Source organism: Paraburkholderia domus, assembly GCF_905220705.1.
Lineage (GTDB): Bacteria > Pseudomonadota > Gammaproteobacteria > Burkholderiales > Burkholderiaceae > Paraburkholderia > Paraburkholderia domus.
Map to the genome: position 1 here is coordinate 1 of NZ_CAJNAT010000001.1, position 15,846 is coordinate 15,846.

11 protein-coding genes and 1 pseudogene are annotated in these 15,846 nt (G+C 63.0%); 4 read left to right on the forward strand and 8 right to left on the reverse strand.

Going from position 1 to position 15,846, the window contains the following annotated elements; genetic code table 11:
* The 3 genes and pseudogenes from KHO31_RS00005 to mprF form a co-directional block, all read right to left on the reverse strand.
* Positions 1 to 167, reverse strand: a pseudogene (locus tag KHO31_RS00005) (threonine ammonia-lyase, biosynthetic); the annotation flags it as partial.
* A 306-nt stretch (positions 168 to 473) separates the two neighbouring features.
* Positions 474 to 1,739, reverse strand: a complete 1,266-nt coding sequence (locus KHO31_RS00010) for a virulence factor family protein (protein WP_211622428.1) — start codon at positions 1,737 to 1,739, stop codon at positions 474 to 476.
* A complete protein-coding gene (mprF, locus tag KHO31_RS00015; RefSeq protein ID WP_236061515.1) occupies positions 1,736 to 4,288 on the reverse strand; it encodes a bifunctional lysylphosphatidylglycerol flippase/synthetase MprF in 2,553 nt (850 codons plus the stop codon). Before mprF ends, KHO31_RS00010 begins: the two co-directional genes overlap by 4 nt.
* 528 nt (positions 4,289 to 4,816) lie before the next feature.
* Between mprF and KHO31_RS00020 the strand changes: the two genes are divergently transcribed.
* A complete protein-coding gene (locus KHO31_RS00020; protein ID WP_201080122.1) occupies positions 4,817 to 5,359 on the forward strand; it encodes a PaaI family thioesterase in 543 nt (180 codons plus the stop codon).
* 119 nt (positions 5,360 to 5,478) lie between these two features.
* Here the strand turns inward: KHO31_RS00020 and KHO31_RS00025 are convergent, their stop codons facing one another.
* Positions 5,479 to 5,631 (reverse strand): hypothetical protein, encoded by a 153-nt coding sequence (locus KHO31_RS00025; protein WP_201080120.1) that lies wholly within the window; start codon positions 5,629 to 5,631, stop codon positions 5,479 to 5,481.
* Positions 5,632 to 5,866: 235 nt separating this feature from the next.
* Between KHO31_RS00025 and KHO31_RS00030 the strand changes: the two genes are divergently transcribed.
* Positions 5,867 to 7,264, forward strand: a complete 1,398-nt coding sequence (locus tag KHO31_RS00030) for an MFS transporter (RefSeq protein WP_201080118.1) — start codon at positions 5,867 to 5,869, stop codon at positions 7,262 to 7,264.
* An 18-nt stretch (positions 7,265 to 7,282) separates the two neighbouring features.
* Here KHO31_RS00030 and KHO31_RS00035 read toward each other — a convergent pair whose 3' ends face one another.
* The 4 genes from KHO31_RS00035 to KHO31_RS00050 form a co-directional block, all read right to left on the reverse strand.
* A complete protein-coding gene (locus tag KHO31_RS00035) occupies positions 7,283 to 9,253 on the reverse strand; it encodes a PAS domain-containing hybrid sensor histidine kinase/response regulator (protein ID WP_211622430.1) in 1,971 nt (656 codons plus the stop codon).
* A gap of 100 nt (positions 9,254 to 9,353) precedes the next feature.
* A complete protein-coding gene (locus KHO31_RS00040; protein ID WP_211622432.1) occupies positions 9,354 to 10,403 on the reverse strand; it encodes an NAD(P)/FAD-dependent oxidoreductase in 1,050 nt (349 codons plus the stop codon).
* 67 nt (positions 10,404 to 10,470) lie between these two features.
* Positions 10,471 to 12,072 (reverse strand): methyl-accepting chemotaxis protein, encoded by a 1,602-nt coding sequence (locus KHO31_RS00045; RefSeq protein WP_201123747.1) that lies wholly within the window; start codon positions 12,070 to 12,072, stop codon positions 10,471 to 10,473.
* Between the two features lie 244 nt (positions 12,073 to 12,316).
* The gene (locus tag KHO31_RS00050) at positions 12,317 to 13,177 is read right to left on the reverse strand and encodes a LysR family transcriptional regulator (protein ID WP_211622434.1); all 861 of its coding nucleotides are present in this window, start codon (positions 13,175 to 13,177) and stop codon (positions 12,317 to 12,319) included.
* Positions 13,178 to 13,349: 172 nt separating this feature from the next.
* Here KHO31_RS00050 and KHO31_RS00055 point away from each other — a divergent pair, with 172 nt between their 5' ends.
* Together KHO31_RS00055 and KHO31_RS00060 are read left to right on the forward strand one after the other, a co-directional pair.
* Positions 13,350 to 14,750 (forward strand): DHA2 family efflux MFS transporter permease subunit, encoded by a 1,401-nt coding sequence (locus KHO31_RS00055; RefSeq protein ID WP_201123743.1) that lies wholly within the window; start codon positions 13,350 to 13,352, stop codon positions 14,748 to 14,750.
* Positions 14,751 to 14,908: 158 nt separating this feature from the next.
* Entirely contained in the window at positions 14,909 to 15,838 is a 930-nt protein-coding gene (locus KHO31_RS00060) for a LysR family transcriptional regulator (protein ID WP_201081858.1), read from the forward strand.
* The last annotated feature ends 8 nt before the right edge of the window (positions 15,839 to 15,846 follow it).

The window sequence follows — 15,846 nt, forward strand, 5'->3', positions numbered from 1 at the left end:
AGATAAACCGGATTGGAAAGGCGTGCCGACAGATTCGGCGCGCGTTCGAGTTCGGTCTCGCGGGCCACGTCGTAGACGCGCGCGGTCAGGGTTTTCTTCAGGTAGTCGTGGCGCAGCGCCACGCTGTCAGCGGCTTCGGCCACCTGTTTGAGTTCGTGTAACGGCAAGGCAAGCTCCTGAACGGCAAGGGCAAATCAACAGAGAGGTCACCAGGAGGCAGGCAGAAAGCGGACATAAAAAACCCGCCTCGTGGGGCGGGTTTTTGTCACTGCGTGTCACTGCTATCAGACGCGCGCTAACCCACCATTCGATGAATGGTGCTAATAATCAGCGCAATACGGATGTCGAGGCAGTTCATGCGTTCGATCTTCGTTGACTTGACGGGCTTTGTCAATCCCTGCTCGTTACATCGGGCAGCGCCCGTCGGCTGCGAACTGCACGCCGCTGCTTACGACGCGCGTCATACAGACGGACTAATTGCGCATGCCGCTCTGCTTCCTGAAGGCGTCCAGAATGCGCCGCTCCAACGCGTTGTAATCGCGGCCGAAGTGATGATCGCCCGATGTGCGAATCACCTCAACACCGGTTTTGGTCAACGCCGGACACAAGGTGTCCTTCTCGTCCTCACCATAGAAGCACTGCACGATCGCGGGCGGCACACGCACCAATTCGGGCTGCACCTTCAATGCCTTATCGCTCGCCGGCATACCGAGCCAGCCGCCCACACGGATCTGGAAATCGACGTCGGGCGCGAAGCCTAACAGTGCAATCAGCGACACTTTCGCACGCAACGCTTCAGGCAGGCGGTTATAGGCGAACGGCATCACGTCGGCGCCGAACGAATAGCCGACGAGCGCAATGTGCTCCGCGTGCCAGCGCGCCGCGTAAGTCTGCATTACGCGCGCGAGATCGCGGCTCGTCTGCGCCGGGGTCTTTTCGCTCCAGAAATAGCGCAGGCTGTCGATGCCGATCACCGAGACGCCATCTTTCTGCAAGGCAAGAGAGATGGTCTTGTCGAGATCGCGCCAGCCACCGTCGCCGGAAATAACGATCGCCATCAACCCGTTCGGATGCGCCGCGGGCAACTCGATCAGCGGCAGATCGGAGACGTCGTCGTCGCTCGTCGACGCCGTCTGCAAGTGCTGCGTGACCATGGCAACGAGTCGCGTGCGATCGCCGTTGCCCGGCGCCGCCTTTTCGACGAAGCCCGGCACCTTGTCGCGGATGATCGTCGGGTCCGGCGGGCACGGTTGAAAGCGCGCATCCAGATTGCGCTCTGAATCCACCGAGACCGCACCGGCAACCGTATTCGACGGCGCCTGTTCGAGCACATGCATCGCAAGCGTCGCGCCCTGCCCCGTACCCGCGACGATCGGCGCGAAATAGCGGCTCGATTGCGATTGCCGTTCGAGTTGATGGCTCAAGGATTCAGCGTCGCCCACCAGTTGATGGCAGGCCTCTTTTTTCTCGCTCAGATTGGCCGCGTAGCGCGCCGTATCCACGCCAACGGTCAACGCACCGGACTTGGCGAGCGCATCGGCGGTTTGCTGATCGGCGGCACTCCATCCGCCGGCCGCGGAGTAAAGCACCACAAAGCCGCGCAAGGGGCCGGCCGGTTGCGTCACCGTGACGTCGCCATAGCGGCCGCCAGACACGGTAGTGGTCGCAGCAAACGTGGTCGCGCTGCAAACAACGAGGCTCGCCGCAGCGGCGAGCTTGAAAAACGGATGCAATGTCATGAACGCCGGCCTCCTGCCAGCAATGACAGGTCCGCGAGTGTGAAGAACACACCCACCGAACCCGACGCCGCGAGATAGCGCGGCTCCCAATGCGGCTGGAACTTGCTCTTGAAAGCGCGCAGTCCGCGGAAGTTATAGAAGCGGCCGCCGAAGCGCCACACGATGCCTGCCAGCCGATGCCAACGCGACGCGAGCGGTGTCGGCTGCATGCCGGAGAGCGGCGCGATACCGAGGCTGAGCGAGCGGAAACCCGCCTGCTTCAGATGCAGCGCCAGTTGGGTGAACAGATATTCCATCGCATACGGCGACGCGCTTTCCACGTGCCGCATCACGCCGACCGTCGCTTCGGTATTCATATCGGTCGTCATGAAAGTCACGAAAGCGGCTGGCTCGCCGTTCTGGCGCACCAGCATCACGGATTGCGCGGCGAGGTACTCGTCGGTAAACGCCGCCACCGAAAAACTCTTTTCGCGCGCGTCGCGGCTATCGAGCCAGCCGTCGGAGATTTCACGCAGCGTCTCGAGCGACGCAGGCACATCGGCCTGATCGATCACTTCGACGCTAAAGCCATCACGATCACCACGCTTGAGCGCATAGCGAAGATGCGCGCGGTGCGAGCCCTTCAGGTCGAAATCGTCGAGCACCACGTGGGCTTCTTCGCCGAGCTTCATCAGCGTGAGACCGGCGTCGAGGTAGAGCGGCAAGGCGTTGGCCCGCACCTGATAGAACGCCGCGCGGCCGCCATGCGCATGCGCGAGTGCGACGAACTTGCTGATCAGCCCGGCCCACTCCTCGCGCGGACCGACCGGATCGTGCAGCGCGGCCCACGTGCGGCCATTTTTCGCGTACATCAAAAAGGCTTCGCGCGATTCGGAAAAGAGGAAGCTCTTGTCGCCCATCAGCGCAAGACCGGCGTCGCTGCGCTCCTGGGCGCGCACGATCCGGGCCGCGTCGTGCAGATCTTGCGGAGCGGGCATGACGAAACGGCCCGCCGCGGGGCGCAGCAACTGCCAGAACGCGAACGTCGCGGCGAACAGACTGGCGGCGAGTGTCGCGCGCAACGCACGCGGTGCACGTTCGTCGAAAGCGAATTGCCACCACAGATCTTGCGTGTAGGGCACGTCGCGGAACGCAAACAGCATCACCCAGACGGCGAGCGCGAGTACCATCGCCACCGATACCAGCCAGCCCGCCGTAAAGCGCTCGGCGAACAGCGACGAATGACGGTTGAAGCGGCGGCGCGTGGACAGCAGGAGCGCGATCAGTATGCCGAGCACGCCCGCTTCCACGAACGCAAGACCTTTGGTCAGCGACAGCGCGAGGCTCAGCACCGCCAGCAGCAAGGTCATCCACCACGCGGCATCCAGACGCCGCAGCAAACCACGCGCGACGAACAACAGCAGCACGCCGAGCACGCTGCACAGCATCTGCGAGCTTTCGAGCACCCACAGCGGCAGCACGTCGCGCAGAATCCGGATGCGATGCCAGAACGCCGGCGTCGCGCTGGAAATCACCAGCATGCCGCCGACCACGAACGTCACGAGGCTCAGGAATAGCGGCGCGAGTTTATACGCGCCTGCCGCGTGCCGCAGCGGCAAACGGCTTTTTAGCGCGCGGCCTTCGAAGCCGGCGAGCAGCGCCGCCGAAACGATCAATGGGACGCCGAAGTAAATTGCGCGATAAGCGAGCAGTGCCGCGACCATCTGATGCGTTTGCACGCTGCCGTTCAGCGTGAACACCATCGCCGCTTCGAACACGCCGACACCGCCCGGCGTGTGGCCGATCATGCCGAGCAGCATGGCGGCGGCATAGACGGTGATGAAGGTCACGAAACTGACGTCCGCATGCGGCAGCAGTGCCCACAACGCGAGGCCTGCGGCCACCACGTCGAGTACGGCGAGGGCCACTTGCGCGAGCAGGTCGCGACGCGCCGGGATATCGAATGACAACCACTGCCAGCGCGTGCGGATCGGGCGCGTGTCGCGACGGCAGGCCGCAGCCGCGAGTGCGAGCACGACGAGCAACGCTGCACCGCCCCAACGCAGCGTGAGCGGCGGAAGATGCAGCATCGCCGCCAGCGGGTCGGCGAGCCACACCATGCCGAGCGCCGTCATCAGCACCAGCGCGAGCGCCAGCGAAACGCTCGTGAACACGGTCATGCGGCCGATCTGCGCGGGCGTAACGTTCGACACCGCGTAGACGCGCGCACGCACGGCGCCACCCGTCAAAGCGCCGAAGCCGGTTGCATTGCCGAGCGCGGAGCCCGCGGTCGCGCCGATCCACAGCGCCGAGCGCGGCACGGCGGCACCCAGGTAGCGCAAGCCGACTGCGTCGCGGCCGACCAGCGCGATATAGCTGAGCGCGGTCGCGCCGAGCGCCGCCGCCCACTCGCCTGCCGTCAGGTGACGCAACTGGTGCATGATCGAGCGATAGTCGACCGCTTGCGAGAGATGTTGCAAGACGACCAGCAACAGCCCGCAAATGACGAGTGCGAGCACGGGCGAGAGGATGCTCCGTTTGCCAAGCGCCTTCGATGCACGGTCGAACATCGTGCCTAGCCGGTCGAATTTATCGTTATATCGGTGGAATATGGTCAATGCGGGCCTTGCGTAGAGCTGTCGTGGCGACGGATCGTCTGCCACGGCGTCGCCTTACCACGGCGATTACAAATGGATAACGGCAAAGTGTTGAAAAGGTTGACAGCGTCAGCCAATGTCAGTCAATTCGTCGGGTTTTAACCTTGGCCGGCAATTGAAGCTGAACGCGCTTCGCGGCATGACAGAGCAATTTGTGCCAGTAAAACGGTCGATATTGCCGATTGGTTTGCCGTGCTGATGAGGACCGCTGCGCTCGACAAGAGGCAGGATTTTAAACGTTTATTGAAGATCGCGAGACGAAGATTCGACATCGTGCCAACGAGTAACGCACGGGCAATCCGTCCCCCGGTGAACGACACGGGCGCGGTGCGTACCGGCGATCCAGAGGCGGCGCTCCAGCGCCCTGAAGCGGTTTGATGCTCTAATCGATGACGATGCATCGATTCCGAAGCACGCTTCCTTCAGGACAGGAGACACGGATTGACGAACGAAAATCAACTCGAACGCTGGCTCGCACGCGAGCAGGAAGTTTTGGCGGCGCTTAACGCAGGCCCTGGCCCCGGTGTCGCAAGCCCCGAACAGGTGGCGGGCAAGACCGGACTGGAAGTCATGCAGGCAATGATGAACGCGGAACTGCCCTACGCCGCGATCGCACGCACGCTCGACTTTACGATCGTCGAAGTCAGAGCGGGACACGCGGTGTTTCAGGGCACCCCGCTCGCGCAGCATCTAAATCCGCTGGGGACCGTGCATGGGGGCTGGATCGCCACCCTGCTCGACTCCGCACTAGGCTGCTCGGTACACACGATGATGCCGCCGGGCCGCGGCTATACCACTGCCGAGCTCAGTGTGAATTACGTGAAAGCGGTGACACCGCGCGTGCAACGCGTGCGCGCCGAAGGCAAGGTGATTCATTGTGGACGGCAACTGGCGACGGCGGAAGCCCGCCTTGTCGGCCCCGACGGCACGCTCTATGCGCATGCCACGACGACCTGTCTGGTGTTCGAGATTCCGGACCGGTAACAATAGATACCGTCGGTTGCTCGCCACGCGGAAGCCCCGGAGACAATCCGGCTACACGTGCGGGCAGTCCGGCGGCTGGCGCCGCGCTTTGCCGCGAGCGTCCGTGCTGGCTCGAACGTTTACTGCGGGCGACGATGCGCTTCAGCGATTACGGCGCAGTTTTGCAGATGCAGGTTCAGCGCGTGCAGAGCCAGTGCGCGCAGCTTGCCCAGCCACGTGTTGTTAGTGGCGGCAGCAGTACGGGCGGTAGCGACGTTGGAAGCGGTGTTCATGGTGGACTCCTGTATAGGGTTTATACCTAGGCAATAACCCGATTATAGTCCACTCGTACCGCACCGCAACAAATATCAATAATGTCGCGGACATGTTGCACGACGGTCACATCCGCGATCCGCGCAATCTCAAAAAGGGGCAGCATCGAGCGCCGCGCTATTAACCATCCACACCGTACAGGTGCAATAATGACGCCTTTGCCTGCGACCGTCCGCCGCAGACCTCCCGCCCGTCATGACCGTCGTCCAGAAAGCCCTGATTGCGCCACTCATCGTCGCGTGTGCGATGTTCATGGAAAGCGTCGATGCGAATGTGATCGTCACCGCCTTGCCTGCCATGGCGCGCGACTTCGGGCGCGATCCGGTCACACTGAAAATCGCGGTGACGAGCTACGTGCTGGGTCTCGGCGTATTTATTCCGGTATGCGGCTGGCTCGCGGATCGCTTCGGCGCACGCACGATTTTCCGCACGGCAATCGGCATCTTCGTGACCGGCTCGCTCTTGTGCGCCGCGTCGAACTCGCTCGCCACCTTCACCCTCGCCCGCTTCGTGCAAGGCGTCGGCGGCGCGATGATGGTGCCGGTCGGGCGGATCATCATCTTCCGCGTGGTCCACAAGTCCGACTTCATCCGCGCGATGAACTATCTGAGCGTCCCCGCGCTGCTCGGACCGGCCGCCGGGCCGCTGCTCGGCGGCTTCATCACCACTTATCTGCACTGGCGGCTGATCTTCTTCATCAATGTACCGATCGGCATTCTCGGTATCTATCTGACCAACCGGCATATCGCCAACACGCGCGAACCGGATCCGGGACCGCTCGACTGGATCGGGTTTTTTCTGTCCGCGGCCGGCGCGGTGCTGCTTCTGCTCGGACTGTCGCTTGTCGGCGGCGAACTCATGTCGAATCAGAACGCCTTCGGCATGTGCGCGAGCGGCGCGGTTCTGCTGGTGGGCTACGTCGCGTACGCTCAGCGCGTCAAACTTCCGCTGCTCGATCTGCGCTTTTTCAAAGTACCGACGTTTCAGGCGAGCGTGCTCGGCGGGTCGCTGTTTCGCATCGGCCTCGGCGCACTGCCCTTTCTGCTGCCGCTGATGCTGCAGGAAGGACACGGCATGAGCGCATTCGAATCCGGCCTGATCACCTGCGCGTCGGCGTTCGGCGGCATGTTCATGCGCACATTCGCCTCGCGCGTGCTGCATCGCTTCGGCTTCCGTTCGGTGCTGGTGGTGAACGCGGCGCTGTCAGGGATATCAATCGCGGCGTGCGGACTCTTTTTTCCCGGCACGCCGACCTGGATCATCTGGTTCGTCGTGTTGCTCGGCGGCTTCTTCCCCGCGCTGCAATTTACGAGTCTCAACTCGCTGACCTACGCGGAAATCGCCAGCCGCGATGTGGGGCGCGCCACGAGTCTCGGCAGCGTCGTGCAGCAGATGTCGCTCGGCCTGGGCGTGACGGTGGGCGGTATCGTGCTGCAGATTTCGCGCGTGCTGCACGGACATCCGGGCATCATGTGGTCGGATTTCTGGCCCGCGTTTCTGGTAGTGGGCTTGTGCTCGTTCGCGTCGATTCCGGTCACCTTGCGCATGCCGCATCGCGCCGGTGAAGATATCTCGCGAGGCGGCCGAGGGTAAAAAGCCACCCGCTCAGGACTAGCCGGGACCGCGCGGCCGGCGCCGCGCTTGCGCCTGCTCGAGCAACGCTTCGAATAGCGCGAGTTCCACCGGCTTGACGAGGTGGGCATCAAAACCGGCCGCCCGAGTCTGCTCGCGATCGCTTGCGTGACCGAAGCCGGTCATGGTGGCGAACAACGTATCGGCCAAGGCGGGCATTTTGCGCAGCGCCGCGAGCGTTGCGTACCCGTCCATTTTGGGCATCGCAAGGTCGATTAACGCAAGGTGGGGCGCGAGGCGCGGCGCGACTTCGAGCGCCTGTGGACCGTCGTAGGCAATGCGGACTTCGTGGCCTTTGAGTTCAAGCAGCATGGCGAGGCTGTCGGCGGAGTCGCGATTATCGTCCACCAGCAGAATTCGCAACGGGGATACTGCGCCTCCTGCCGTACCGGCCTGATCTGCCTGTTCGCCGGAAGGCGCTGCGGTAAGCGGCAAACTGAACGTAAACGAACTGCCGCACCCCGCTCCCTCGCTGCTCGCGATGATGCTGCCGCCATGCATTTCGACCAGCGATCTGCACAACGTGAGGCCGATGCCCAAGCCTCCCTCGCCCGCGCTTTGGCTATCCTTTTCCTGCGCGAACAACTCGAAGATCGCATCCAGCGCACGCACCGGAATGCCGCGGCCATGGTCGCGCACCTCCAGCACGGCCATTTGGTGATCGATGCGCCCGAAGATCTCGATGCGGCTGCCGGTCGGCGAAAACTTCGACGCGTTGTGCAACAGGTTTTGCAGCACCTGCACGAGCCGCGTCGTGTCTCCGTCGACGATCAGCGGCTCGGCCGGCATGTGCGGCGCCACACTCTGCTCCCGCGAATCGGTAAACGGCCGCGCCGCTTCGATCGCGCGCGCCACCACTTCAGCCAGATCGACACGCGCAATGCGCAATTCGACCTTGTCCGACATGATGCGGCCGACGTCGAGCAAATCGTCGACGAGACGCGTGAGATGGGTGACCTGGCGGTCGATCAGATCGCGTGAGCGCGCCAGAGTAGGACTCAGACCCGCTTCCAGTTGCATCACGCCGACCGCGTTGCGCACCGGCGCGAGCGGATTGCGCAACTCATGGGCGAGCGTTGCGAGAAACTTGCGCATGCGCTCGCCGGAGCGCTCCAACTCTTCACGCTCACGGCGCTCGGTCAGATCGCGCGTGACCTTGGCGAACCCACGCAGCTGGTTCGATTCGTCATACACGGCGGTGATGTTGACGTTGGCCCAGAAGGTCGTGCCGTCCTTGCGCACGCGCCAGCCTTCGTCTTCGACACGGCCAACCTGCCGCGCGATCGCCAGTTCGCGTGCAGGCTTGCCGGCCGCCGCTTCTTCACGCGGATAGAACGTCGAGAAATGCCGGCCGATGATTTCGTCGCGCGAATAGCCTTTGATGCGCGCCGCGCCTGCGTTCCAGCTCACAATATAACCGTCCGGATCGAGCATGAAGATCGCGTAGTCTTTCACGTTATCGACCAGCAGACGGAAGCGCTCTTCGCTTTGCCGCAACGCTTCCAGATACTCGCGCTGCGCGGTCAGATCGCGGGTAATCTTGGCGAAACCGGTCAGCACACCCGCCTTGTTGCGCACCGCCGTGATGACCACGTTGCACCAGAAGGTCGTGCCGTCTTTGCGAACCCGCCAACCTTCGTCTTCAAAGCGGCCGGTTAACGCTGCCTGCTGCAACTCATAAGCTGGCCAGCCGCGCGCCACGGCTTCTGCACAATAGAAACGCGAGAAGTGCTCGCCGATGATCTCGTGCGCCGCGTAGCCCTTCAGCTTCTGCGCGCCGGCATTCCAGCTGACAATATGCCCGGTTGGATCCAGCAGGAAGATTGCGTAGTCTTCGATCGACTGGACCAGCGCCCAGTAATCGACCTCGACGGATGGCTTCGCACGAAGCGAGTGCGATACGTTGGCAGCCCCGTCGTCATCTGCGGAGCGGGCGTCGAGTTCGTTCATAGCCAGAAGGGTCAATGGGTCTGTTCAAACAGCATACACCGGCTCACTCGCCTGATTCGGCTGTTGTCCAACCTTACCGCGTCGGCACTTCGGTGGACCTTCACCCCGCCGCCCCGACCTTTTCCGCCAGCTTCGCGTCATAACTGGAATGAACGTGCACTCGCTTTTTCTCCGGATAGGCGTACGTATACGCCTTGCGCAGCGCCAGCGACGCCTCGTGAAAACCGGACAGGATCAGCTTCTGTTTGTTCGGATAGTTGGCGATGTCGCCGACGGCGAAGATGCCGGGCCGCGAACTTTCGTAGTTGGACGTATCCACATCGACGCGGCCACCGTGGATAGACAGATCCCATCGCGCGATCGGTCCAAGATCGGCGACCAATCCGTACAGCACGACGAGTTGCTCGGTGTCGAGCTGCGTTTCGCCTTCAATATGCCGAAGCGCGATCGATTTCAACGCATCGCCCTCGACGTTAAGCCCGGAAATCGCGCCGACGATGAAGTCCATCTCCCCCGCCTTCACCGCCCGCCGCATCGACTCGACACTCGAATCCGTCGCGCTGAAGCCGTTGCGACGATGCACCAGCGTCACGCGCCGCGCGACCTTGCGCAACGCCAGCGCCCAGTCGAGTGCGGAATCGCCGCCGCCGGCCACCACCACCGTCTTATCGGCGAAATCCGCGAGACGTTTCACACTGTAGTGCACGTGACGCGATTCCAGCGGCACGGCTTCGGCCAGCGCCAGCTTCTGCGGCACGAACGCACCGTTGCCTGCGGCAAGCAGAATTGCCGCCACGTCGAATAGCAGGCCGCGGTCGGTGCGCACGGTCCAGCGCCCGTCGTCGCGCTGCTCGACTGACTCGACCCGTTGCTCGAGGTGGATCGGCACATCGAACGGCTTGCATTGCACCATCAAACGCTCGACCAGCTCGCGTGCGGTACACGAGGGAATCGCGGGAATGTCGTAGATCGGCTTGTCCGGATAGAGCTCGATACACTGCCCGCCTACCTTGTCGAGTCCATCGACAATCTGGCATGACAGCCCGATCACACCCGCTTCGAAAGCGGCAAAGAGGCCCACAGGGCCGGCGCCGACAATCAGGACATCGGAGCGAATCGGTTGCGGAAGGTGGTCTGCGGTGGCCGTCATTCGGGATCTCTTCGGGTAGGTCGATGATCCACCATACAGAATCGCCGGAAGCCCGGCAACGATGCCATTACATGCCGTAAGGACGCTTGGGTTCAGCAGGCGCGGACTCGCGCGCTGCCGCATCGCGTGCGACTTTGAAGGCCGCGGTCAATTCGCTCAATTGCCGTGCCTGATCCGCCAGTGAGTTCGCTGTCGCCGCGCTTTCTTCGACCAGCGCGGCATTGTGCTGCGTGACCTCATCCATCTGCGTGACAGCGAGGCTCACCTGCCTGATGCCTTCGCTCTGCTCTTTCGAGGCGGCCGCAATCTCGCCGACGATCCGTGCCACGCGCTCGATTGCCGCTTCGATTTCCTGCATCGTGTCGCCCGCTTCATTGACGAGCCCGGCGCCGCTCTCGACGCGCGAAGTCGATTCCGCGATCAGCGTGCCGATTTCCTTCGCTGCGGCGGCCGAACGTTGCGCGAGACTGCGCACCTCGCCCGCCACCACGGCGAAGCCGCGTCCTTCTTCACCCGCGCGCGCGGCTTCGACGGCCGCGTTCAGCGCGAGGATATTGGTCTGAAACGCGATGCCTTCAATCGCGGTAATGATCCCGGTCATCTTCGACGACCCCGCGTGGATCACACGCATCGTCTCGACCATGCTACCGACCGAACTGCGTCCCCGCGCGGCCATCTCCGAAGCGCGCAGCGCCAGCTCGCTTGCATGGTGTGCGTTCTCGGCGTTCAGTTGCACGGTCGACGTGAGTTGTTCCATCGCGGCCGCCGTTTCCTCCAGCGACGCCGCCTGCTCCTCCGTGCGTTGCGACAGATCGAGATTGCCCGCAGCAATCTGTTGCGTCGACGAAGCGATCGAGTGCGAGCCGGCGCGGACAGTGGTAACGGTAGCGCCAAGCTTGTCCTGCATGGATGCAACACCGCGCAGCAGCGTCGCCATTTCGTCGTTCGAGCGGATTGGCACGTGCGTGGTCAATTCGCCGGCGGCGATGGCATCGAACTGGCGCAGCGCGTCGTTCAGCGGCCCCATGATCGCGCGACGCAACGTGCGCCAACTGACGAACGCCACCGTCAGACCCACCAGAACGCTGCCGATACACGCAACCAGCAGCGTGTGAAACAGCGTGGCTGAGCGCTCGCTCGCGTCGCTCGCCTGCTGGTTCAGATAGTCCTCCAGCGCGCTTTGACTCGTGTTCATTGCCGTGTAGAGACCAATCAGATGATTCGCGCGGTTTTCGTCCATCCAGGTTGCGTCGCCCGTGCGAATGGCATCGACCAGTTTGTCGATCGCGTCGCGCCGCACAGCGGTGCGCTTCGCGTCGAGATCGTCGGTGAGACGTTGCAGTTCAGGCGTTTTCGGCAGATCGCGAAAGCTGTTCCACCACTTGTCCGAATCGGCGAGCAGCATGCGGGCGCGGTCGAGTTGCGCGCTCAATTGCGGCGAATGGGGATTACTCATTGCCCAGTCGAGGCCGAAGCGTGCGCGGGACATTGCCGTGCCCGATTTACCGAGCGCCACGACCGACGCGAAATGCACCGTGTAAGCGTCGCGCTGCGCCTCGTTGCTCTCGTCCATCCCAAGGATGCCGAGCGCGCCGGTGGCAATCAGCAGCACGCCGAGAAACGCGATGGTGATCGCGATCCGTAGATTGATGGTCAGGTTTTTGGTCATCGTGGTTGTTGTCTCTTTTGTAGCGCTGGTCGGCCTGGCTCTTTGGCTCGTGACGTGGGGCCCCCGCGCACGCGTGAAAGGCGGCGTGTCCCGCGGCCTTTCACGTGGCTATTTCTTTCTGTTTTGACGATTTATGTTCCACATATGGACATAACAACCGCATATGGAAAGTATAGCGATTCGCCCTGACAGTAAAAAATTAAATTCGCGAGGCGCGGCAAGCGCGCAACAAACGCCTACGGCTTCACTCGCCAATCCACGACCCACGCAAATCGCTGTCGTGCAGTAATTGCAGCAACGTGCCCGCCGGACGGCTAAGCCGTTTGGCGGCCAGCGCGATAAATTCGACCGATGGCAGCGTCGGCAGACTGGCCGCGTTGAGCGGCAGCGCGAGGCCCCGCGCCGCCAGATACTGTGGACGAACCGTAATGCCGAGCCCGCCGCGCGCGGCCGCGATGCAGCCCGCGTGGCTGCTGCTCGTGCACACCACCTGCCAGCTAAAACCGGCCTCGGCGAGGGCATCGAGCACCACTGCGCGCGTCACGCTCGGCTCGGCGACCAGAATCAACGGCAACGGCTGACTGAGATCGACCCGCGTGCCGATGCGCGCCAGCCACTCCAACCGCCCCGTGAAAAGCGGCACACCGCGCCGGTCACCCAGACGGCGCTTGCCGACCAGCAGATCGATCGACCCGGCGTCCAGCAACTCATACAGCTTGCCGGTCATGCCGATCGTGATTTCCAGCTCGACATCGGGATGCGCGTCGCGAAAAGCCGCCAGCACCGTAGGCAGCGGCCCGAGCGCGACGTCGTCCGATGAACCGAGCCGCACGCGCCCTTTCAGGCGCGGTGCGCGAAACTGCGACTCGGCCCGTGCGAGTGCTTGCAGGATCACACTGGCGTGCGCGAGCATGGCCTCGCCGTCCGGGGTCATCGCGAGCGAATGGGTGTCGCGCACGAACAGGCGCCGCCCGACGCTCTGTTCGAGCCGACGGATATGTTCGCTGACGCTCGACTGCGTGAGATCGAGTTGCCGCCCTGCCTCGGTGAAGCTATGGCAGGCTGCGACGGTTGCGAAGGTCTTGAGCCAGATGGGATTGAGCATGGATCATTGTCGCCCTGGTTATCGGCAAAGTCGATAACAGTCAGCGCCGCTAGTGGGGTTCCCGATTGACGACGATGTCAATATGATGACCGAATCCCCCCAACGATTGGATTGCTCCGGGCGGCGGAGCCGCCGGTCTGTCCGCCCCACCGCCCTCGTAGCCCGATTGACCATGAACAAGGATTCCGCCCAGACCGCACTGCTCTGGATCGTCGCCGCCGGCTTTTTCATGCAGTCGCTCGACACGACGATCGTCAACACCGCGTTGCCGTCGATTGCGCACAGCCTGCACGTCGCGCCCCTCGCGATGCAGCCGATCGTGGTCGCCTATACGCTGACGATGGCGATGCTCACCCCCGCTTCGGGCTGGCTCGCCGACCGCTTCGGCACGCGGCGTGTCTATTTCGTGGCGATCCTCGTGTTCGTGCTCGGATCGATCTGCTGTGCGAGCGCGCATACGCTCGGCCAACTGGTCATGGCGCGGGTTCTGCAAGGGCTGGGTGGCTCGATGCTGCTGCCGATCGGCCGGCTCGCCGTCCTGCGCAGCGTCTCGAGCGAGCAATACGTGTCGGCGCTCGCGTTCATTTCGATTGCCGGCCAGTTGGGGCCGATCGCCGGTCCGACGCTCGGCGGCTGGTTCGTTGAGGCCATCACGTGGCACTGGATCTTTCTGATCAATGTGCCGATCGGTGCATTCGGTCTCTATGCGGTACAGCGGTTTTTGCCGGCGCATGGCGAAGCCGAGGCGCCGCCGTTCGACTTCGTCGGTTGTGGGCTGCTGTCGCTGTGCATGATCGCGTTTTCGCTGGCCGTCGACGCGCCGGTCGAGACGCACCGCGCGGCGGTGTCGGCGGGTCTCTTCGCGCTCGCTGTGGTCAGCGCGCTCGCCTACATTCCGCACGCGAGGCGCCGTAGCAATCCGCTCTTCAAACTCTCGCTCTTCAGCGAGCCGAATTTTAGCGTCGGCCTGATCGGCAACCTGGTGTGCCGCATCGGCTCGAGCGCCGTACCGTTCCTGGTGCCGTTGCTGCTGCAATTGCAGCTCGGCTACTCGCCGCTGCATTCCGGCCTGATGATGCTGCCCGCCGCACTGGCCGGCACCCTCACCAAACGCTGGATTGCGCCGCTCGTGCGCCGCTATGGCTATGACACGTTCCTGCTCGTCAACACGGTGATCGTGGGGTCGGCGATCGTTGCGTTCGCATTGATTACGCGTGGTACGCCGCTCATCGTCGAGATCGTGATTCTGGCTGTGTTCGGCGGCGCCAACTCCATGCAATTCGCGGCGATGAATAGCGTCACGCTCAAAGGCCTCTCGCATGAGGATGCCGGCAGCGGCAACAGCCTCTTTTCGATGGTGCAGATGCTGGCGATCGGACTGGGCGTCTCGATCGGCGGCGGGCTGGTGAATCTGTTCTCGGCGCAATGGGGATCGGCTGCGCTCGGGTTCCGCCTGAGCTTCATCTGCGTGGGCATCATCACGCTGGTGTCCGCATGGGTGTTTCGCCATCTCGACGAGGCGCCCGTCACGCGCGACGTGCGTGGCCAGGCGACCCAGGGCGCGGGGCGCTGAATAGCCTGTTTCAATCCGCAAAACGGATGCCGGAAAACCCCTCACACGCTTTGACCCGATCCGCTCGGACAGGCGGCGTTTCCCGATGCCTGCGCATGAATTCAAACGGTGTTTCGCGTTAGCATGTCACGCATTAATGCATAACAAAGGAATATCACATGCCATTTGACGAGCGCATGCTGAACGGCATGGGCGTGCTGACCGCGATCGTCGACTGCGGCAGTTTTGCGGCGGCAGGCGTTGCGCTCGATATGTCGCAATCCGGGGTCAGCCGTTCGGTTGCACGGCTCGAAACACGCCTTGGCATCCGCCTATTCGACCGCACCACCCGCTCGGTCACGCTGACGGACGAAGGCCGGCGCTTTTACGAACAGATCGTGCCGCTGCTCGGTGGACTCGAAGAAGCGGCGGCTTCGGCGGCTCAGGGTGCGACTGCGGTTCGCGGACGTTTGCGCGTGAACATGGACCCGTTCTTTTCGCGTCTCGTACTGGGGCCGAGGCTCGGCAGCTTCATCGATAAACACGCCGATCTGCAACTCGAGTTGATCACGCGTGACCAGTTAGGCGATATGGTCGCCGACGGTTTCGATCTGGCGATCCGTTTCGGCGACCCGCCGGTTTCAACGCTGATTGCACGTAAGCTGATCGACACGCGGATTCTGACCGTGGCTGCGCCGTCGTATCTGAGGAAACATGGACATCCGGCGAGCCCGGCCGAACTCGAAGGCGGCAAACACGTGTGCATCAAGTTCCGTGATCCCCTAACGGGTTACCCGTTCAGCTGGGAGTTTCATCGCGGACGCAAGAAGATCGTGATTACACCGCAAGGCAGCCTGACCGTGAACGACGTCGGCACCTTACATAGCGTGTGCGCCGCGGGCCAGGGTGTCGCGCAGATTCTCGCGCTCGGCGCCGAGTCGTTGCTCGCCACCGGCAAACTGGTCGAACTGTTTCCCGACTGGGGCGACGAGGTTTATCCGCTGTATGCGCTCTATCCTTCGCGGCATCATCCACCGGCGAAGGTACGGGCATTCTTCGAGTTCATCGTTTCGCTGACTGGCGGCTCGATACGCGAACCGGCCGCCTGAATCTCGGC

Excerpts from the sequence above, each read along its gene's own strand:
- KHO31_RS00050 (WP_211622434.1), bottom strand. The coding sequence starts at position 13,177 with ATGCTCAATCCCATCTGGCTCAAGACCTTCGCAACCGTCGCAGCCTGC.
- KHO31_RS00035 (WP_211622430.1), bottom strand. The coding sequence starts at position 9,253 with ATGAACGAACTCGACGCCCGCTCCGCAGATGACGACGGGGCTGCCAAC.
- KHO31_RS00040 (WP_211622432.1), bottom strand. The coding sequence starts at position 10,403 with ATGACGGCCACCGCAGACCACCTTCCGCAACCGATTCGCTCCGATGTC.
- KHO31_RS00060 (WP_201081858.1), top strand. The coding sequence starts at position 14,909 with ATGCCATTTGACGAGCGCATGCTGAACGGCATGGGCGTGCTGACCGCG.
- KHO31_RS00030 (WP_201080118.1), top strand. The coding sequence starts at position 5,867 with ATGACCGTCGTCCAGAAAGCCCTGATTGCGCCACTCATCGTCGCGTGT.
- KHO31_RS00045 (WP_201123747.1), bottom strand. The coding sequence starts at position 12,072 with ATGACCAAAAACCTGACCATCAATCTACGGATCGCGATCACCATCGCG.
- KHO31_RS00025 (WP_201080120.1), bottom strand. The coding sequence starts at position 5,631 with ATGAACACCGCTTCCAACGTCGCTACCGCCCGTACTGCTGCCGCCACT.
- KHO31_RS00010 (WP_211622428.1), bottom strand. The coding sequence starts at position 1,739 with ATGACATTGCATCCGTTTTTCAAGCTCGCCGCTGCGGCGAGCCTCGTT.
- mprF (WP_236061515.1), bottom strand. The coding sequence starts at position 4,288 with ATGTTCGACCGTGCATCGAAGGCGCTTGGCAAACGGAGCATCCTCTCG.
- KHO31_RS00055 (WP_201123743.1), top strand. The coding sequence starts at position 13,350 with ATGAACAAGGATTCCGCCCAGACCGCACTGCTCTGGATCGTCGCCGCC.